This is a genomic window from Kitasatospora sp. NPDC096204 (assembly GCF_044763205.1).
Taxonomy (GTDB): domain Bacteria; phylum Actinomycetota; class Actinomycetes; order Streptomycetales; family Streptomycetaceae; genus Kitasatospora.
This window is the reverse complement of record NZ_JBIWFT010000046.1, coordinates 1-17,563: the sequence shown is the minus strand read 5'-3', so window position 1 is coordinate 17,563 and position 17,563 is coordinate 1. Positions and strand designations below refer to the sequence as shown.

The following is a 17,563-nucleotide window of genomic DNA, read 5'->3' as shown; positions in this document are numbered from 1 at the left end:
GTTCGGCACTGTGGCGGGTCGCCCTCGGGCGGCCCGCCGCACCCGTGTCGACAGCCGTATCGACACCCGCGCCGGCGGCCGTCCCGCTCAGTTGGGCGAGCTGTGCTCGGCGCGCCAGGCCTCCCAGCCCGCCGTGGACGCCACCCGCGCCTCGCGCAGGGCCCGTTGGGCGAGTGCGGCCGGTGGGGTCTCCAGGCCGCGCACCCACTTGCGGCCCGCGGTGGCCAGGGCCACGCAGACCATCACCGTCCCGGCCGCACTGAGCACCGTGCCGACCGCGGTGAGCACCACGCCGCCGACCAGCACCGGACGGTTGACCTGGAACCCGCTGAGGATTTTCTGGTTGGTCGCCATGCCTCCACGATGCGGGCAGTCGGCGGGAGCCGCACCTCGGACTACTCGGGTCGGACGGCCCGGGGCCTGCCTCTCGAACTCCGCCGGATCAGGGCGCGGCGCCTCCGGGTGCGGGCCGCCCGGGCGTCCGCGACCCTGGGCACACGGAGTGCGCCCGGACCCGGAGCGAGGAGGAGGCGCGATGCCCGATCTCGAACAGCTCACCGTGGAGCACGCCGCCCGGGCGGCCGAGAGCCCGCACGGGCGCAGCGCCCACCTGGTCCTGCACGACGGGATGCTGCGGCAGACCGTGATCGCGCTGACCGCGGGCACCGCGCTGGACGAGCACAACCCGCCCACCGCGGGCAGTGTCCAGGTGCTGCGCGGCCGGGTCTCGCTGACCATCGCCGGCCGGCGACTGGAGCTGCCGGCCGGCCACCTGGAGCCCGTCCCGCAGGAGCGGCACGGACTACTGGCGCACGTCGACTCGGTGGTGCTGCTGACCGCCGTCACCGCGTAGCGGGCGGGGGCTCCACGGGGTTGAACACGCTGTCGCTGACCAGCCGCAGTCCGCGCAGGAAGTCCTGCCCGCTGGGGACGAGTTCGGGCGCGGCCAGCCACTGGGCGCAGTAGCCGGCCAGCAGGGCCTGGTAGAAGGCCCCGCGGGCGACCTCCTCCTCGGTGTCCGACACCTCGGGCACCCCCTGGAACACGGCGGCCAGCCCGAGCCGCCCCTCCTTCTGCGCCGCCGCGAAGGCCTGCGCCAGATCGGGGGCGTGCCCGGCCTGGGCGAGCGCCTCGAACTGGGCCGCCCAGAGCCCGCGGTGCTCGACGAAGACGCCCCGCAGGCCGTCCCAGACGGCCGCGAAGCGCACCTCCGGATCGTCCGGCACCCGGTTGGCGGCGATCACCACCGCCCCCATGGCCGCCCCCATCTCCCCGATCGCCTCGATCATCGCCGCGTTGAGCAGCGCCTCCTTCGAGCCGAAGTGGTAGCCGATCGCGGCCAGGCTGACGCCGGAGGCGGTCGCGATGTCACGGGCGGTGGTGCGCCCGTAGCCCTTCTCGTACAGGCAGCGCTTGGCGCCCGCCATCAGGTCTTCGCGGTTTCCCATGCCCTGATCCTACGGAAGTCCTGGACGAATGTCTTGCACATGCGTACTAGACAAGCGTCTGACACATCCGTACCGTCTTCCCCGTGACCGCAACCACCGGCCGCGCAGGCCGTCGCGAATGGATCGGCCTGGCCGTCCTCCTGCTCCCGACCCTCGTCCTCACCATGGACATGGGCGTGCTCTTCTTCGCCGTCCCGTACATCTCCACCACGCTGGCGCCGAGCGGCACCCAGCAGCTGTGGATCATGGACATGTACTCGTTCCTGCTGGCCGGGCTGCTCATCACGATGGGCGCCCTGGGCGACCGGATCGGCCGCCGCCGGCTGCTGATGATCGGCGCCGCCGGCTTCGCGGGCGCCTCGCTGCTGGCCGCCTGGTCGCACGACTCCGGCCAGCTGATCGCGGCCCGCGCGGTGCTCGGCGCGGCCGGGGCCACCGTGATGCCCTCGACGCTCGCGCTGATCCGCACCATGTTCCACGACCCCGGGCAGCGGCAGATCGCCCTCGGCGCCTGGGGCGGCGTCCTCACCGCGGGGGCCACCCTCGGCCCGGTCGCCGGCGGCCTGCTGCTGGAGCACTTCTGGTGGGGCTCGGCCTTCCTGCTCGCCGTCCCGGTGATGGCCCTGGTGCTGCTGACCGCGCCCGTCCTGCTCCCCGAGTACCGCTCCCCCGGCCGCACCGGCCGCTTCGACCTGCTCGGCGCCGCGCTCTCGCTGGCCGCGACCCTGCCGCTGGTCTACGGAGTCAAGACGGTCGCCGTCGACGGCTGGAGCCCGCTGCCCGGGCTCGCCGTCCTCGCCGGGCTGCTGTCGGCCGCCGCCTTCGTCCGGCGCCAGCGCACCGCCGCCGACCCGCTGCTCGACCTGAGCCTGTTCCGGATCCGCACCTTCAGCGGCGCGATCAGCGTCAACAGCATCGCGATGTTCGCGATGATGGGCTTCTCGCTCTTCACCTCGCAGTACCTCCAGCTGGTCAAGGGCATGAGCCCGCTGACCGCCTCGCTCTGGTCGCTGGTGCCGAGCCTGGGCGTCGGCGCGGCGGTCGGGATCAGCTCGGCGCTGGCCGGGAAGGTCCGCCCGGCGGTGCTGATGGGCGGCGGGTTCCTGGTCGGTTCGGCGGGCTTCGCGATGATGACCGGGGTCGGGGCGCACTCCCCGCTGGCGCTCATCCTCACCGCGGCGGGCGTGCTGGCCGCCGGGACGGTCGGCACCATGACGATGACCGCCGAGATGGTCGTCTCCGCCGCCCCGGTCGAACAGGCCGGCGCCGCCTCCGCCACCTCCGAGACCGCCGTCGAGCTCGGCAGCTCGCTCGGCATCGCCCTGCTCGGCGCGGCCGGCGCCGCGGTCTACCGCCACCGGCTGGACGGCGCCCTCCCGGCCGGCGTCGACGGCGAGGCCGCCCGGGCCGCCCAGGACACCCTCGGCGGCGCGGTCACCGTCGCCGGCCACCTGCCCGGCCGGGTCGGCGCCGACCTGCTGGAGACCGCCCGCTCCGCCTTCACCGACGGCCTGCACGTCGCGGCCGTGGTCGGCCTGGTCTTCGCCCTGGGCGCCGCGGCCCTGGCCTACCGTCTGATGCGCCACCTCCCGGCCGCCCACACCACCGCACCCGCCCCCGAGCCCACCACCGTCTGACCCACCCGGCCCGATCCACGCGAGTCATCGAGAGCCCCCGCCCACCCGGCCGGGGGCTCTCCGCCGTGTTCGGCCAGGGCTACAGGTGGCGATGGACGTCCCGACGGTTGCCGACCGACATGACCCATACGACCAGGGCCCCGGCCTCGATGGTGTAGAGGACCCGGCAGTCCCCCACCCTCACCGCCAGCCGGCGTGGTGCTCGCGAAGCACGCCGGCCATTTCCTCCAGAGAGACGGAGCCGTCCAGCCTCCCGGCCTCGGCCTCGTCCGCAAGGCGGTTCAGCCACTCGGCCTCGGCCCGCTCCGCGACATCCTTGAGGCGCTGGTACTCGGCGATGTCGATCACCACCGCTTCCCGCCTGCCCCGCCTCGTGATGATCGTCGGGGTCCCGTCGCGCCTCGCCCGGTCGATCACGTCCGCGAGATGACTCCGCACATCGGCCATCGACTCGATCACTGGCTCACCCATGGCGCGAATGTTGCCGATGTACCTCTGTTGCATCGACAGCCCGCGGCGGCGCGGGGACTCCACCCGTAGGTGGATCGCGGCGGGTCCACCCCCGGGTGGGTGTGCCGGCGGGCCGGTGGGAGGACCGTGGAGGCACACCTCGGATCCGACCGCCGGGAGTCCTGATGTCCCTGCCCTCCCTCCTCTCCCTCCTCGGCCTGCTCTGCTGGATCGCCTACGAGCTGCTGCTGCGCCGACGCGAGGACGCCTCCGCCGGCACCTGGCACGCCGACCGCCGCGACCGCGGGTCGACCCGGCTGCTGCTCGGCTGCTACGCGGCCTCGGTCCTGGCCGTAGTGCTGTTCGACCGCGCCGGGATCGGCGAACCGCCCGCCTGGGCGCGCTGGTCCGGGGTCGCCATGGTGGCCGCCGGGCTGGCGCTGCGGGCCTGGGGCATGCGCGTCCTGGGCCGGTACTACACCCGCACCCTGCGCACCGTGGAGACCCAGCACGTGGTCCGCAACGGCCCGTACCGGCTGATCCGGCACCCCGGTTACGCCGGCAGCCTGCTGGTCTGGGTCGGCTACGCGGTCGGCACCGGCGGCTGGGCGGCCGCCCTGGTGGTCGCGGCGCTGCTGCTCACCGCGTACGGCTGGCGGATCTCCGCCGAGGAGCGGCTGCTGCTGGACGCCTTCGGGAACGAGTACGAGGAGTACCGTCGGGTGTCGAAGCGTCTGGTCCCGTTCGTCTACTGAACGCGCCGACCGCACCGGCACGAGCGGCACGTGTGAGCTTCGGCACCCGTATTCGGCCAGCCGGGCACCGCGGTCCTCGCGATCCGCCTGAACGGCACCTGGTTTTTGGCCAGCGTTTCCCAGCCGGTGTATCCGTTCGCCGTCAGGGCCAGGCATACTGGCCAGCACGGGCGCTAGCGCCCGCCATGACACTAGACAAGAAGGGACCGGTGGCCAGGGATGCTGCGGAACGGTCTTGAGCCCTGGCACATTCTCGTGGTGCTGGCGGTCGTCATCCTGCTGTTCGGATCGAAGAAGCTGCCCGAGATGGCCCGCGGTCTGGGCAAGTCCATGCGCATCCTGAAGGCCGAGACCAAGGCCATGCGCGAGGACGACACCCCGGCGGACGCCGCCGGTACCGCGCAGAGCACCGCCGCTCCCCAGCAGAGCGCCGACCGCCCGGCCGTCACGCCGACCAACGTGACCAAGGCCACCGAGACCAAGCGGCCCGAGACGACCGCCTGATCCTCCCTCCTGCACTCCGGAAAGCCCCTGGTGACCCACCAGGGGCTTTCCGCGTTCCGGGGCCGTCCGGGCGCCCGGAGCCTCCCGACTGGCCGTCCGATCTGATCCGTTGTCTCCTGGTATGCACCCACCGGAGGAACGGAGTCCCGGCATGCCCACCGACGAGCCCGGCGGCGAGCGTGGCGGCAAGCGTGACGGCGAGCCCGGTGCCGGTGCCGGTTCCGGTCCCGGCGACGGGTCCGGCGACGGACTGGCCGAGCTGCGGGCCCGGCTGAGCGCCGTCGAGGCCCAGGAGGCGCGGCTCGCCGAGCAGTTGGCAGCCGGGCCGGCGGCCCACCCGCCCCGGCACCGGACGCGCTCCTTCTTCGCCGCCCTGCTGATCGTGCTGGCCTGTGCGCTCACCCCGCTCGGCGCCCTCGCGCTCTGGGCGAGGTCCGAGATCAGCGACACCGACCGCTACCTCGCGACCATGGCCCCGCTGGCCGAGGACCCCCGGATCAAGGCGGCCGTCACCGACCGGGTGACCGCGGAGATCATGAAGAAGCTCCCGCTCGACTCGCTGCTCGACGGCCTCGCCCCGGACGACAAGCCCAAGCTCGGCGCCCTGTTGGGCGGCGTCGGCCAGGCCCTGGAGGGCGGGCTCAGCGGCTTCGTCCACACCCAGGTCGAGCGACTGGTGAACAGCCACGCCTTCGTCACCCTCTGGACGGACGTCAACCGGGACGCGCACGCCGCCGTCGTGCAGCTGGTGACCGGGCAGGGCGGCGGCGCCGTCGAGGTGCACGGCGACACCGTGGTGCTCGACCTCGCCCCGGTGATCGCCCGGGTGAAGTCCAAACTGGTCGACGAGGGGATCCCGCTGGCCTCCCGGATCCCGGAGATCCACACCTCCTACCCACTGGTGCAGTCCGACGCCCTGCCGGAGATCCGCACCACCCTGCGGGTCCTGAACCTGGCCGGCTTCTGGGTGCCGGTGCTGGCCGGCGCCTGCGCGCTCGGCGGGGTGCTGCTCGCCACGCGGCGCCGCCGGGCCGTGGTGGTGGTGTCCCTCGGCATGGCGGGCGGGGCGCTGCTGCTGGGCGTCGGGCTGAGCGTGTTCCGCGCCGTCTACCTGGACCGGCTGCCGGCCGACGTCGACCAGGCGGCCGCCCAGGCGGTGTACGACACCCTGGTGCGGTACCTGCGCTCGGCCGTCCGGGTGGTGGTCACCCTCGGCCTGCTGGTCGCGCTCGGCGCCTGGGTCATCGGCCCCGGGCGCTGGGCGCGCACCGTCCGGGGCGGCTGGCGCGCCGGGCTGGGCGGGGTACGGCGGGTGGCCGGACGGGCCGGCCTGCGGCTCGGGCCGGTCGGCCGGTTCGTCCACCGCCGGAAGGCCCCGCTGGGCTGGCTGGCGGTCGCGCTCGCGGCGCTGGCCTTCGTGCTGTGGAGCTACCCGACGGTGCTGGTGACGCTCTGTCTGGCGCTCGGGCTGCTCGCCGTCCTGGCGGTGCTGGAGCTGTTGGACGAACCGGGGGCGGGACGGGCCGAGCGGGCCGGCCCGTCCGGGCCTTCCCGGCCGGCGGCCTGAAGGGGAGCCCGGGTCCGGCGGGGGCTCGCCCGATCGGAGCAGACGGGAGGGCGGGCGGGAGCGGGTGCGGCGAGGCTGGACGGGATGTCCGAGAACCCGCCGCCGCCTACCGACCTGAAGGCCTGGTGCTGGCTGCTGTGCGCGTCGACGCTGCTGATGGTCGGGTACTTCACCCTGCCGCTGGAGTGGCTGGGCGATCGCCGGCCACGGCTGAGCTGGCTGGCCTTCGTGGCGGCGCTGGTCGGGATGAGCTGGCTGATGCTGGCCAAGATCATCGGCGTGATGCGGGGCACCGCCAAGCGGCCGGTGGTCTGGCTGATCTTCCTGATCTTCCTCGCGCTGACCATCTTCGCGGCGACCTACTTCGTGCTGGGCTCGCACAAGGCGGAGTTCGCCGGGCTGGAGACCCGGCTGGACGCGCTGTACTTCACGGTCGTGACGATGGCCACCGTGGGGTACGGCGACATCACCCCGGCGGGCCAGACGGCCCGGCTCGTGGTGACGCTCCAGATCGGGTACAACTTCGTGTTCCTCGCGGCCGCGGCCGGGACGGCGTCCCGGGCGATCCGGGGGAACGTCGAGCGGAGGATCCGGAAGCAGGAGTGAACCCGCCGGCCGGCGCGGGCGACGGCCGTGGCGAACCGTGGCCCATGGGCCGTGGCGCGTGGTCCGTGGCGCGAGTCCACCGCCTTGTCCACAGGCTGTGGACAAGGCGGTGGACTCAGGAGCGGCTGGTGTCGATCACGCAGAAGCGGTTGCCGTCCGGACAGGCGAGGACCACGAAGTCCGGGTTCTCGGGGTAGCGCTTCCAGTCGACGCGTTCGGCGCCGAGGGCGACCAGGCGCTCGACCTCGGCGGCCTGCTCCTCCGCGTCCCCGGCGTACAGGTCCAGGTGGACGCGGGGCTCCTCCTGGATCGGGGACTCGCTGAGGCCGAGGGCGAGCTGGGCGCCTTCGCGGCCGCCGGCCGGGACGAGGACCGTCCAGTCGTCCCCGACCAGGCCGCCGCGCGGGACGTAGTCGAGGGCGGCCGTCCAGAAGGCGACGGCGCGGGACATGTCGGAGACACCGAGGGCGAGGGATCCGATCGTCAGCACGGGTCCATTCTGGCGGACCGTCAGTCGTCCTGGAGGTCGGCGGCGGTGTGGAGGGTGGCGAACAGGGCCGAGAGGCGGGTGTTCCAGTTGGCATACGTCGGGACGTCGACGGCGTGCTTCTTGCCCATGTCCCGGACCACCTTCTGGGCGTTCCTGAGCTCCTGGGCGGCGTCGTCCGGGTTGCCCTCGTTGAGGCGCGCGGCGGTGGTGTCGAGGATCCTCAGCAACTCCGTCTGCTTGTCCCGTTCCTTGCCGACCTGGGCCTGGGCGACGGCCTGGCGGAAGGACTGGATCTGCAGCGCGGCGGGCTGGTTGCGCGGGACGGCCGAGGTGGGCGCGGGGGGCGTGGAGGGCGCGGTGGTGGGCGCCGCCGAGGTCGGCGTGGAGGCCTTCGGGGCGGGGGTGGTGGCCTGGGTGGTGGGCGTCACCGCCGGAGCGGTGGCCGCGGCCGGTTTGGCGGCGGCCGCACCGTCGGCCGGTCCGTCGAAGGCGGTGAGGGCCAGCGCCGTGACCCCGGCGAGGCCCGCCACGCCCAGCGCCCCGAGCACCAGCGGCTTGCGCCGGCTGCGGGCAGGGGCAGGAGCCGGCACCGGGGCGGAGGCCGGGGCGGGGATCGGTGCCATCACCGAGGTGGCGGCCGGCGGCCGGGGCGGCAGCACGGTGGTGTGCTGCTGGTTCGGCGAGGGGGCGGCGGCAACGGGCGGGAGGAACCGGGTGGCGGCCCCCGCGGTGTTCGCGAGCAGCTCGGCGGTCGGGTCGCCGACCATCAACCCCGGCACGGTGGTGAGGAGTTCGGCCCGTGCGGCGGCCGCGTCGGTCGGGCGGTCGGCCGGGTTCTTGGCCAGCAGCCGCAGCACCGCGGCGTCCAGCGCGGGCGGCAGGCCGGGGCGGTGGACGGACGGCGGCAGGGGCTGCTCGCTGACGTGCTTGAAGGCGATCGCCACCGGGGTCTCGGCGGTGAACGGGGTCGCGCCGGTGAGCATCTCGGTGAGCACGCAGCCGACCGCGTACAGGTCCGTCCGCCCGTCCAGCGCCGAGGCGGTGGCCTGTTCGGGCGAGAGGTAGGCGGCCGTACCGAGCACACTCGCGGCCTGGGTGAGGTTGCTGGAGGAACCGGCCCTGGCGATGCCGAAGTCGACGACCTTCACCCCGCCGTCGTCGGTGATCATGATGTTCCCGGGCTTGATGTCCCGGTGCACCAGCCCGGCCGCGTGCGCGACCGACAGCGCCTCGCAGACCGCCGCCGCGATGCCGACGGCGCGCTCCACCGGCAACGCCTGCTGCTCCGCCAGCAGCGCGGCCAGCGAACGGCCGCTGACAAGCTCCATGACGATGAACGGGGTGCCCTGGTCCACGCCGGAGTCGAAGACCATGACGATCCTCGGGTGCGCCAGCATGGCCGCGTGCTGGGCCTCGCGGCTGAAGCGCTCGGCGAAGCGGGGGTCGTCGGCGAGGCCGCCGTTGAGCACCTTGACGGCCACCTGACGGCCCAGCACCCGGTCGACGCCGCGCCACACGGTGGCCATGCCGCCGACGCCGAGCAACTCGACGAGTTCGTAACGCCCGTTCAGCGCCCGTCCGATCACCTGGAGCTCCCCTCACGTGCCCTGCCCGGGGTCCCGGGCCGCCTCGTGCACCTGTGCACGATAGCCGCACCGCCGGACGGGCCGAACGGCCCGACCTGGGGCGGAGGGTGGCGGTCGGGGGACCGGGCAGCGGTCCCCCGGCCGCCGGCACGGGGGTGCGGCCCGCCCTGACTGCGGGCGGGCGGGCCGCACGTTTCCGGGCCGACCGGGCCGGCGGCGCGTCCGGGATTGCGCCTACCGGTCCGGCCGGGGCCGGCCGGGCGGCCGGTGGGCACGGGGGAGCCGACCGGCCACCCGGGGTCTTCGGGTGGTACTGCTTCCCGCGGGTGGTGCGGGATGGTGCGGGTACCGCGGGTGGTGCTGTTCCGGGTGGGCGGCGAGCCCGGGGGGAGTCGCTCGCCGCCCACCCGGAGTTCTGGGGGGGGGTTACCTCCCGACCGACTGCTGGTTCTCGGACCGGTCGGGTTTGCTCGGGCGGCCGTCCTGCGCGCCGGGACCGGTCTGAACGGGCGGGAGGGTGACGCCGGACTTGCCCGGTCTGGTGCCGGCGCCGCCGGTGTCCTCGCCGTTGCCGCCGCCGTCGGCGTTGCCGTCTCCGGCGCCGCCGCTCCCGGTGCCGTTGCCGCTGCCACCGGTCCGGCCGCCGTCGGTGTTGCCCTTGCCCGCTCCCGTACCGGGGGCGGTGCCGGGGCGGCCGGGCCCCCGCGTCGGGGTGGTGGCGCCCCGGTGGTCGCCGTCCTCGTCGCCGATCGCGGCCTCGCAGTAGTCCGCCACATGGTCCGCGCCGCCGGCCGCCGTGACCAACGGACCGTACAGCGGGTCGCCGACCAGCTTGCTCGGGCGCTCGCCCTTCGCCGTTCGGTCGGTGAAACCGGTGCAGAGGCCGAGCAGCGCGGGCGGGACGGCCGTGCGCAGGCCTCGCCCCTCGGCCGACGGGTTGCCGGGCGTCCTGGGATCGGACGGGACGACCGCCTGCGGTCCACCGGAGGAACCGCCGGACGGACGGGCGGAGCCGGACGTCACGGCACCGAACGGGGCCACGCCCGCGGACGGGCCGACGGCCGACGAGCCCGGCACGGGGCCGCCGGCCGCGTCCTCACCCGCGAGCCTGCGCTCCGGCACGGACGGGCCGCCGCCCAGCGGGGACGGCAGGTTGCCGGTGCCGGCGGCGACGGCGACCCCGCACAGCGCGGTGGTGCCGAGCACGACGGCAGTGGCCTTCGTACTGAAGGCCCTGGCCAGCGCGGCGGTTGCCATCGATCGTCTCCGGACGGGGGTCACTGTCGGGTCGGGCGCGAGACTCGCCTTCCGGAACGCGGCCAGGGCGGCCTCCTCCCCGGCCAGTTCCTCGGCCGTCGCGGGAGCGGCGGCCGCGGCGAGCACCCGGGCGAGTTGCCCGGGACCGCCGTCCGGTCCGGTGAGCGAGGCGTCCTGCCCGGCCGACGGGCCGCCCACGGCACCGCCGAGCAGCTGCTCGGCGGCATCACGGTCGATCCGACGGGATCGGTTGGTGCTCATCTCATGTCCTTCAGCGTCGCGGCCCGGCGTTCTGTCACACCCTGCGGAGAACTTTTTTTCGCGGGTTTCCCCGTGGGTCGCCCGGCGGCCTCGCCCGCGCTCACTCCGGCGGCTGTTCCGGGGGTGGTCCCGGCGGTGCTCCCGGGGGCGGTCCCGGCGGTTTCGGGGCCCGTACCGGCCTCGGCGCGGGCCGCCCGTCCGCCGGCCCGGGCGGCCGGGATGCCGCCCCCGGACGCGAGCGGCTCGACCAGCTTGGCCAGCCGCCGCAACCCCCGGTGTGCGGCCATCCGGACGCTGCCGGCCCGCTTGCCGAGCACCCGGGCGGCGCTCTCCGCGTCCAGCTCCATGACCACCCTCAGCAGCACGGCCTCCGCCTGGTCGCGCGGCAGCCGGGAGATCAGGGCCAGCGCGTCGGCGGTGCCGACCGTGGCCAGCGCGGCCCGCGCGGTGTCGTCCCCCGCGGCCAGCTCGGCCAGGTGTTCGACGGGCAGGTCGGCGACCGGACGGCGGCGCCGGGCACGCAGGTGGTCGAGGGCGCGGTGGCGGGCGACGGTGGCGGCCCAGCCGCGGAAGCCGTCCCCGTCCCCGGAGAAGCCGCGCAGGTCCCGGGCGATCTGCAGCCAGGTCTCGGACGCGATGTCCTCGGCGTCCTGCGCGTCCTCCGGCCGGCCGCCGACCAGCACCCGCAGGTAGCGCAGCAGGCCCGGCTGCACCGTCCGGAACAGCAGCCGGAACGCCTCCTCGTCCCCGCCCTGCGCGGCCAGGACCGCCTCGGTCAGGTCCGGGCGGGCGGAGGCCGGGCCCGGTGGCGGGCCGTCGGGTGGTACTGGTCCGGACCGGCCGACGGGGCCGTCGGTGCCCGCTCCGGGGCGCTCTGCACTCTGCACCCGCCACATGATGCGCCATTCGGGCGAACACTTCGGCTCCGGCCGAACGACCGGCGCGGCCGGGGCCAAGGTCCCGAGGACTGCTGCCGTTGGCCCACGGCCCCGGCGGGCCCGGGCGGCCTACGTTGTCGGTAGGCGAAGCAACCCGGCCGCCGCCGCACCCGGACGCCGGGTCCGACGGCACTCCCGGCCCGCCACCGCGACCCCGCCGCGTTCGAGGGCGCACACACGACCCGTACCGGCCCCGGCCGCACGCCCCTCCCGGGTTTGGGCCGGCCCTCAGCGGACCAGCACCGACGGGGGCCGTCCTCCACAGGGCCACCCCACGGCAGGGCCACCTCCACCGCAGGAGCAGCCCACCGCAGGGCCGCCCCACGGCAGGGCCACCCACGGCCCCACGGCAGGGGCCCTCGACCGGCAGGAACCCGCCACCGGCAGCACGACGAGCAGGGAAAGACCACGATGACGACCGCCCACGAGCTCCACGAGCACCACGGGCTCCACGCGAAGGGCCTGCGCGAGCACCTCGCACCCGCCCTGCGCGCCCTGGGCCTCACCGGGTGGCGCCGGACCTTCAGCCTGCCGGACGCGACCCACTGGCTGCTGCTCGGCCTGGTCGAGCGCCCCGCCCCCGACCGGGTGCCCTTCACCTTCGACCTCAGCGTGGTCCGCCGCACCGACTGGACCGTCGCGGACCTCCCCGGGCACCGCCCGGACCCGCGCACCCGGTACGGCATCGAGACCTGGCGGGCCCGGATCGGCGAGGTGCTGCCGGTCGGCGAGGACGTCTGGTGGGAGGTGCTGCCGGGGCCGCGCTGGCAGCTCCCGCTGGACGACGCCGTCGCCGCCGTCCGCCACTACGGCCTGCCGGAGCTGCGGCGCCGGGCCGAGGCGGACCGCGCCCCCACCGGGGAGACCTACCTGCTCCCCGCCGAGCTGGAGGCGGTCAACGCCGCGCTGCTGACCGCCGCAGTGGCCCGGGTGCAGCGCGCCGAGCTGGCCGACGAGGCGCTGGTGCTGACCGGCGCCTGGACCTCGGGCGACGGCGTCGCCCGGACCGTCCTGGCCGGGGTCGCCCGGGGCTTCCTGTCCGCCGGGGACGAGCGCTTCGGCACCGTCCGCTGCCTGGACACCCTGGGCCGCGAGCTGTGGACCTTCCCCGTCGGGGAGTAGCCCCGGCGAGTAGCCCCGGGTAGCAGCCCCGGGGAGCAGCCCCGTCGCCTCGGACGAGGCGGCCTTCCCCGACGAGGCCAGGAAAGCAGCAGGTCGGAGGCGGTGTCACGGCGCGCACCATGACAACTGTCACGCGGATGACGCAACGGACGGCACTGCTCTGACGGAGGGTCCGGCGGAAAGACTGGAGGCACGACGCGGGCAGTGGCCCGCGGCCACCAGCCGGGGAGGAACCCACCGTGAGCCAGACCCTCAGTGCCGCCGCCGTCACCAGCGCCACCTCCGCTCCCGCCCTGGCCGTCACCGCCGCCCACGCCAAGACGCCCAACCCGCTGGTCTCCGGGCTCCGCCCGCTCGCCCTCGACGTGGCCGCGCCGCTGGCCGGCTACTACCTGCTGCACTCGGCCCTCGGCCTGAGCGAGTTCGCCGCGCTGGCCTGGAGCAGCGCCTTCCCGGCCGCCCGGACCGTCCTCGGCCTGCTGGGCGAGCGCAGGCTGAACCTGTGGGCCACCCTGATGCTGACCGTCAACCTGGCGGGCCTGGCGCTGACCTTCGTCACCGGCGACGCCCGGCTGATGATCGCCAAGGACGGCGGCCTGAGCGGCACCGTGGCACTGGCGATCCTGGCCTCCGCGCTGATCGGCCGGCCGGTGATGACCCCGATGCTGATGCCCTTCCTCACCAAGGGCCGGACGGAGCGCGCCGCCGCCTGGCAGCGGCTGGTCGAGGGCCGGGCGGCCGGATCGCGGGCGTTCCGCCGCCACGAGCGGCTGTTCTCGGGCATCTGGGGCACCGCGCTGCTGACCGAGTGCGCGGCCCGGGTGGTCGGCGCCTTCACCCTGCCGGTGTCGACCATGGCCTGGCTGTCCACCGTTTTCCTGGTCGGCGCGATCGTGGCCGGTTCGATGCTCGGCCAGATCGCGGTCGAGCCGATGGAGCGGCTGGTCCGCGCCGAGGCCGAGGCCCCGACCACCGCCTGAGCCGGCCGCCCCTCCCCTCCCTCCCCCCCCCGTCGCTCCCCTTCGCTGCCCCGTCGCTCCCCTTCCGCTTCTCTGAACAGCCGGCTCCGAGGACTCGAACGGCGAGGAACCATCCGGATCTCCCGGGAGTCGTTCATAACGAGGGGGTAACGGGACCCCCGACCGAGGAAAACGGGGACCCCATGAACCGGACGACGTACGCGCCGAGCAGCACCGAGGAACGCACCCTCGTCTGGGACGGCTGCCTGAACGTCCGCGACCTGGGCGGGCTGCCCACCGCCGCCGGCCGGCTCACCGCCCGCGGCGCGATCGTCAGGGCGGACAACCTGGACCGCCTCACCGCCGAGGGCTGGGACACCCTCCTCGACCACGGCGTCCGCACCGTGGTCGACCTGCGCAACGCCGAGGAGTACAAGCCGCTCCTCCCGCTCCCCGAGGACGTCGAGCTGGTCCGCGTCCCGCTGGACGAACTGGCCGGCCCCGCCTGGTGGGAGGCCCACGGACGACTGGACGGCACCCCGCTCGCGCTCCGCCCGTACCTGGACCACTGCCCGCACGCCGCCGCCGCGCTGGTCTCCGTGATCGCCGACGCCCGCCCCGGCGGCGTGGTCGTGCACTGCGGCGCCGGCCGTGACCGCACCGGCCTGGCCACCCTCCTGCTGCTCTCGCTGGCCGGGGTCGACCGGGCCGCGATCACCGAGGACTACCTGATGAGCGGCCCCAACATCCGCCCGCTGTACGGGATGCTGGGCCTGCCCGACCCGTACCGCCGGATCGACGCGGTGCTCGCCGAGGCCGGGACCACCGCCGAGGCCGCCCTGGCCGCCGCGCTCGACGGGTTCGACCCGGTCGGCTACCTGCTCGCGGCCGGCGTCACGCCCGACCGGATCGCCGCCGCCCGGGAGCGACTGCTGCCCGCCGCGTAGCGCGGGCCGCCGGAGCCCCTTCGGCGCGTCGGGACTCGGGAAAAGTCCTCCGAAACCATCGTCAACCGATGGTTGACGATCCTCGGATCGACAACCTACGGTTGACGCATGGAGAATCCCGTTGTTCCCAACACCACTCCGCTGCGCCTCGACGACCTGATCGCCGCGATCAAGCAGGTCCACACCGACGCGCTCGACCAGCTCTCCGACGCGGTCATCGCCGCCGACCACCTCGGCGAACTCGCCGACCACCTCATCGGCCACTTCGTCGACCAGGCCCGCCGCTCCGGCGCCTCCTGGACCGACATCGGCCGCAGCATGGGCGTCAGCAAGCAGGCCGCCCAGAAGCGCTTCGTCCCCAAGGACCCGGGCACCCCGAACGACCTCGACCCGAGCCAGGGCTTCAGCCGGTTCACCCCCCGGGCGCGCAAGGTCGTGGTGGCCTCGCAGGAGGAGGCCCGGAAGGCGAGCAACGCCGAGATCGCCCCGGTGCACGTGCTGCTCGGCCTGCTCGCCGAGCCCGAGGGCATCGCGATCAAGGCGCTCGCCGCCCAGGGCGTCACCCCGGAGGCCGTCCGCACGGCGGCCACCGCCGCGCTGCCGGCCGCCGTCGAGCAGACGGTGCCCGCGCTGATCCCCTACGACGCCCAGGGCAAGAAGGTGATGGAGCTGACCTTCCGCGAGGCGCTCAAGCTCGGGCACAACTACGTCGGCACCGAGCACCTGCTGCTCGCGCTGCTGGAACTGGAGAACGGCCAGGGCGTGCTGGCCGGGCTGAAGGTGGACAAGTCCGAGACGGAGTCCTTCGTCTCGGAGGCGATCGCCGCCATCATCGCCGCCCGGAACCCGGAGTCCGACTCGCAGGAGTGAGTCGCCGCCGATGTCCCGCCCCGGGCACGACGACCGCCCGGGGCAGGGCACTTGCGCTTCGGCTTCGGCTTCGGCTTCGGCTTCGGCTTCGGCTTCGGGGTTCGCTTCCGCGCCCCTCGTCCGCTGCCGCGTCCGCTCAGAACCCGGAGACGCGGGTGGTGACGATCCGGACCCGGCCGGCCTCCGCCGCCTCCAGCGCCGCCCGCAGCCGGGCCGAACGGGCCGGACCGAGCAGGTCCATGACCTCCTCGGTCGACACCCAGCGGTAGTCGTCCAGTTCACCGGCCGGGACGGTCACGGGGGTGCCGTCCGGGACGGTGCCGAAGTCGAACAGGAAGTGCTGGGCGGGGTGGTCGAGTTCGGCCGAGGCGTGGGTCCAGGAGATGGCCAGCAGCTCGCCCGCCTCCCGGACGATGCCGGTCTCCTCCTCCAACTCCCGTGCGGCGCACTCGACCGGGCCCTCCCCGAGGTCGATCGTGCCGCCCGGGAACTGCCAGTGCTCGCGGTACCCGGCCTTCACGATCAGGATCCGGCCGGACTCGTCCCGCAGCAGGCAGCCCGCCGCCGCGTAGATCCGGGGCAGGGACGCCAGCCACTCCTCGCGGGACTTCAAGGGCTCGGTCGTCACGGTGCTCCTCCTGGGGCAGGGTGGGTTCGGTCGCCCCCACTCTGCCACCCGACCGATGACTCCCTGCCTCCTCAACGGTCCTATCCGCCATGGACACCATGACGACCGCACCGCGCCATAGCGCCCTCCTGACCTGCGACCTGGGCGCACTCACCGCCCCCGACCTGGCCGTCGTCGACGCGCTCGCCCGGCTACGGCTGGCCGCCGCCCGACACGGGGTGGCCGTGGTGCTGCGGAACGCCGGCGGCCCGCTGCGCGAACTGCTGGCGTTCAGCGGGCTCTCGGCGCTGCTGCCCGGTCCGGCCGACCTCGCCGACCCGCCGGAGCTGCCGGATCTGCCGGAGCTACCCGGCGGCGGGCTCGGCCGACACGGCCGACACGGCGGGCTCGGCGGGCTCGGCCGACACGGCGTCGAGCCGGGACGGGAGGCCGAAGAGCGGGAAGAGCACGTCGGTGTCCAGGAAGTTGGTGAAGCCGGTGATCTTGTGCCCTGACACCTCCGGCACGATCAGCGCCCACGGCTCGTGCCCGCCCTCCGGGCTCGGCCGGTACTGGCCGAAGGCCGGCCCGCCGTTGGCCGTCACCGGGAGCAGCCGGGAACCGCGGCAGCCGTGCCCGGGGCCCAGCATCCACTCCCGGAGCTCGTCCCGACCGCGCAGCCACATCGCGAACGGCGGCATGTTGAGCGTGACGTCCTCGTGCAGCAGCGCGGCGAGGCCGTCCATGTCGTACGCCTCGAAGGCGCGGACGTAGCGGTCCAGCAGCGCGCGGTGGTCCTCGTCCAGCTCCGGGGCCGGCCGGGCCGCCGAGTCGGCGGCGAGCGCCGCCCGGGCACGCTGGAGCGCGCTGTTGACCGAGGCCACCGTGACGCCCAGCAGTTCGGCCACCTCGGCGGCCTTCCAGCCGAGCACCTCGCGCAGGATCAGCACCGCCCGCTGCCGGGGCGCGAGGCGCTGGAGCACCGCGACGAAGGCCAGCTTCACCGACTCGCGCTGGGCGGCCACGTCCGCCGGGTCCCCCGTCTCGGACAGCACCCGGCCGTCCGGCGCCGGGCCGATCCACGTCACCTCGGGCAGTCGGGTGTCGTGCGCGGTGGCCACCGTGACCGGACCGGCCAGGTCCATCGGCCGGGCCCGGCTGTTGCGGCCGTTCAACGCGTCCAGGCAGACGTTCGTGGCTATTCGGTACAGCCAGGAGCGCAGCGCGGACCGCCCCTCGAAGCCCCGGTGCCCGCGCCAGGCGCGGACCATGGTCTCCTGCACGGCGTCCTCGGCCTCGAAGACCGAGCCGAGCATGCGGTAGCAGTAGCCGGTCAGCTCGGTGCGGTACCGCTCCAGCTGGAGCTCGACCGGCTCCTCCGTGATCACGTCGGTCATGGTGCGCCCCGCCCCCGTCGTCCTGCCGTGCCGTGTGCCCTGGTGAACGGGAGGAACGTAGCGCACACCACTGACACTGATACTGCTAACCGGTCCCCGGTGGTCGTGGCTCTGCCACTGACTGACGCCCTGCTGGGCTGTCCTCCGGTTGTTCTGTCCGGC

General features: G+C 74.6%; 19 protein-coding genes and 1 pseudogene. 11 read left to right on the top strand and 9 right to left on the bottom strand.

Going from position 1 to position 17,563, the window contains the following annotated elements:
- Positions 1-87: 87 nt before the first annotated feature.
- On the bottom strand, positions 88-354 hold the full coding sequence (locus ACIQ87_RS34855) for a hypothetical protein (RefSeq protein WP_402414935.1): 267 nt from the start codon (positions 352-354) through the stop codon (positions 88-90).
- 181 nt (positions 355-535) lie between these two features.
- Here ACIQ87_RS34855 and ACIQ87_RS34850 point away from each other — a divergent pair, with 181 nt between their 5' ends.
- Positions 536-853 carry a cupin gene (locus ACIQ87_RS34850; RefSeq protein WP_392867979.1) on the top strand — a complete coding sequence of 106 codons (318 nt, stop codon included), beginning with the start codon at positions 536-538 and terminating at the stop codon, positions 851-853.
- Here ACIQ87_RS34850 and ACIQ87_RS34845 read toward each other — a convergent pair.
- A complete protein-coding gene (locus ACIQ87_RS34845; protein WP_402414933.1) occupies positions 843-1,448 on the bottom strand; it encodes a TetR/AcrR family transcriptional regulator in 606 nt (201 codons plus the stop codon). The genes ACIQ87_RS34850 and ACIQ87_RS34845 overlap by 11 nt on opposite strands.
- A gap of 83 nt (positions 1,449-1,531) precedes the next feature.
- Here ACIQ87_RS34845 and ACIQ87_RS34840 point away from each other — a divergent pair, with 83 nt between their 5' ends.
- Positions 1,532-3,085 carry an MFS transporter gene (locus tag ACIQ87_RS34840; RefSeq protein ID WP_402414930.1) on the top strand — a complete coding sequence of 518 codons (1,554 nt, stop codon included), beginning with the start codon at positions 1,532-1,534 and terminating at the stop codon, positions 3,083-3,085.
- Between the two features lie 180 nt (positions 3,086-3,265).
- Here ACIQ87_RS34840 and ACIQ87_RS34835 read toward each other — a convergent pair whose 3' ends face one another.
- The gene (locus tag ACIQ87_RS34835) at positions 3,266-3,556 is read right to left on the bottom strand and encodes a type II toxin-antitoxin system Phd/YefM family antitoxin (RefSeq protein WP_402414927.1); all 291 of its coding nucleotides are present in this window, start codon (positions 3,554-3,556) and stop codon (positions 3,266-3,268) included.
- Positions 3,557-3,720: 164 nt separating this feature from the next.
- Between ACIQ87_RS34835 and ACIQ87_RS34830 the strand changes: the two genes are divergently transcribed.
- The 4 genes from ACIQ87_RS34830 (at position 3,721) to ACIQ87_RS34815 (ending at position 6,967) form a co-directional block, all read left to right on the top strand.
- On the top strand, positions 3,721-4,290 hold the full coding sequence (locus ACIQ87_RS34830; RefSeq protein WP_402414924.1) for a methyltransferase family protein: 570 nt from the start codon (positions 3,721-3,723) through the stop codon (positions 4,288-4,290).
- 219 nt (positions 4,291-4,509) lie between these two features.
- Positions 4,510-4,794, top strand: a complete 285-nt coding sequence (tatA, locus tag ACIQ87_RS34825; RefSeq protein WP_402414921.1) for a Sec-independent protein translocase subunit TatA — start codon at positions 4,510-4,512, stop codon at positions 4,792-4,794.
- 151 nt (positions 4,795-4,945) lie between these two features.
- On the top strand, positions 4,946-6,361 hold the full coding sequence (locus ACIQ87_RS34820) for a hypothetical protein (RefSeq protein WP_402414918.1): 1,416 nt from the start codon (positions 4,946-4,948) through the stop codon (positions 6,359-6,361).
- Positions 6,362-6,445: 84 nt separating this feature from the next.
- On the top strand, positions 6,446-6,967 hold the full coding sequence (locus ACIQ87_RS34815) for an ion channel (protein WP_402414916.1): 522 nt from the start codon (positions 6,446-6,448) through the stop codon (positions 6,965-6,967).
- Positions 6,968-7,082: 115 nt separating this feature from the next.
- On the opposite strand, the gene ACIQ87_RS34810 is transcribed toward ACIQ87_RS34815, so the two are convergent.
- The 4 genes from ACIQ87_RS34810 to ACIQ87_RS34795 form a co-directional block, all read right to left on the bottom strand.
- Positions 7,083-7,457: a VOC family protein gene (locus ACIQ87_RS34810; RefSeq protein WP_402414913.1), complete on the bottom strand. Its 375-nt coding sequence runs from the start codon at positions 7,455-7,457 to the stop codon at positions 7,083-7,085.
- 20 nt (positions 7,458-7,477) lie between these two features.
- On the bottom strand, positions 7,478-9,043 hold the full coding sequence (locus ACIQ87_RS34805) for a protein kinase (protein ID WP_402414910.1): 1,566 nt from the start codon (positions 9,041-9,043) through the stop codon (positions 7,478-7,480).
- A gap of 426 nt (positions 9,044-9,469) precedes the next feature.
- Positions 9,470-10,561 (bottom strand): hypothetical protein, encoded by a 1,092-nt coding sequence (locus tag ACIQ87_RS34800; protein WP_402414908.1) that lies wholly within the window; start codon positions 10,559-10,561, stop codon positions 9,470-9,472.
- Positions 10,558-11,448, bottom strand: a complete 891-nt coding sequence (locus ACIQ87_RS34795) for an RNA polymerase sigma factor (RefSeq protein ID WP_402414905.1) — start codon at positions 11,446-11,448, stop codon at positions 10,558-10,560. Before ACIQ87_RS34795 ends, ACIQ87_RS34800 begins: the two co-directional genes overlap by 4 nt.
- 462 nt (positions 11,449-11,910) lie before the next feature.
- On the opposite strand from ACIQ87_RS34795, the gene ACIQ87_RS34790 reads away from it, so the two are divergent.
- From ACIQ87_RS34790 to ACIQ87_RS34775, 4 genes are all read left to right on the top strand, one after another.
- Positions 11,911-12,621, top strand: a complete 711-nt coding sequence (locus ACIQ87_RS34790) for a hypothetical protein (RefSeq protein ID WP_402414902.1) — start codon at positions 11,911-11,913, stop codon at positions 12,619-12,621.
- 239 nt (positions 12,622-12,860) lie between these two features.
- Complete coding sequence (locus tag ACIQ87_RS34785; protein ID WP_402414899.1) at positions 12,861-13,601, top strand: VC0807 family protein; 741 nt, start codon at positions 12,861-12,863, stop codon at positions 13,599-13,601.
- A gap of 182 nt (positions 13,602-13,783) precedes the next feature.
- The gene (locus ACIQ87_RS34780) at positions 13,784-14,527 is read left to right on the top strand and encodes a tyrosine-protein phosphatase (protein ID WP_402414896.1); all 744 of its coding nucleotides are present in this window, start codon (positions 13,784-13,786) and stop codon (positions 14,525-14,527) included.
- Between the two features lie 108 nt (positions 14,528-14,635).
- Complete coding sequence (locus tag ACIQ87_RS34775) at positions 14,636-15,397, top strand: Clp protease N-terminal domain-containing protein (protein WP_402414894.1); 762 nt, start codon at positions 14,636-14,638, stop codon at positions 15,395-15,397.
- A gap of 136 nt (positions 15,398-15,533) precedes the next feature.
- On the opposite strand, the gene ACIQ87_RS34770 is transcribed toward ACIQ87_RS34775, so the two are convergent.
- The gene (locus ACIQ87_RS34770; protein ID WP_402414891.1) at positions 15,534-16,025 is read right to left on the bottom strand and encodes an NUDIX domain-containing protein; all 492 of its coding nucleotides are present in this window, start codon (positions 16,023-16,025) and stop codon (positions 15,534-15,536) included.
- 89 nt (positions 16,026-16,114) lie between these two features.
- On the opposite strand from ACIQ87_RS34770, the pseudogene ACIQ87_RS34765 reads away from it, so the two are divergent.
- Positions 16,115-16,294, top strand: a pseudogene (locus tag ACIQ87_RS34765) (hypothetical protein); the annotation flags it as partial.
- Between the two features lie 75 nt (positions 16,295-16,369).
- Here the strand turns inward: ACIQ87_RS34765 and ACIQ87_RS34760 are convergent.
- Complete coding sequence (locus ACIQ87_RS34760) at positions 16,370-17,401, bottom strand: sigma-70 family RNA polymerase sigma factor (RefSeq protein ID WP_402414888.1); 1,032 nt, start codon at positions 17,399-17,401, stop codon at positions 16,370-16,372.
- Positions 17,402-17,563 lie beyond the last annotated feature (162 nt).

Excerpts from the sequence above, each read along its gene's own strand:
- ACIQ87_RS34760 (WP_402414888.1), bottom strand. The coding sequence starts at position 17,401 with ATGACCGACGTGATCACGGAGGAGCCGGTCGAGCTCCAGCTGGAGCGG.
- ACIQ87_RS34830 (WP_402414924.1), top strand. The coding sequence starts at position 3,721 with ATGTCCCTGCCCTCCCTCCTCTCCCTCCTCGGCCTGCTCTGCTGGATC.
- ACIQ87_RS34835 (WP_402414927.1), bottom strand. The coding sequence starts at position 3,556 with ATGGGTGAGCCAGTGATCGAGTCGATGGCCGATGTGCGGAGTCATCTC.
- ACIQ87_RS34780 (WP_402414896.1), top strand. The coding sequence starts at position 13,784 with ATGAACCGGACGACGTACGCGCCGAGCAGCACCGAGGAACGCACCCTC.
- tatA (WP_402414921.1), top strand. The coding sequence starts at position 4,510 with ATGCTGCGGAACGGTCTTGAGCCCTGGCACATTCTCGTGGTGCTGGCG.
- ACIQ87_RS34850 (WP_392867979.1), top strand. The coding sequence starts at position 536 with ATGCCCGATCTCGAACAGCTCACCGTGGAGCACGCCGCCCGGGCGGCC.
- ACIQ87_RS34790 (WP_402414902.1), top strand. The coding sequence starts at position 11,911 with ATGACGACCGCCCACGAGCTCCACGAGCACCACGGGCTCCACGCGAAG.
- ACIQ87_RS34845 (WP_402414933.1), bottom strand. The coding sequence starts at position 1,448 with ATGGGAAACCGCGAAGACCTGATGGCGGGCGCCAAGCGCTGCCTGTAC.
- ACIQ87_RS34815 (WP_402414916.1), top strand. The coding sequence starts at position 6,446 with ATGTCCGAGAACCCGCCGCCGCCTACCGACCTGAAGGCCTGGTGCTGG.
- ACIQ87_RS34820 (WP_402414918.1), top strand. The coding sequence starts at position 4,946 with ATGCCCACCGACGAGCCCGGCGGCGAGCGTGGCGGCAAGCGTGACGGC.
- ACIQ87_RS34855 (WP_402414935.1), bottom strand. The coding sequence starts at position 354 with ATGGCGACCAACCAGAAAATCCTCAGCGGGTTCCAGGTCAACCGTCCG.
- ACIQ87_RS34775 (WP_402414894.1), top strand. The coding sequence starts at position 14,636 with ATGGAGAATCCCGTTGTTCCCAACACCACTCCGCTGCGCCTCGACGAC.
- ACIQ87_RS34800 (WP_402414908.1), bottom strand. The coding sequence starts at position 10,561 with ATGAGCACCAACCGATCCCGTCGGATCGACCGTGATGCCGCCGAGCAG.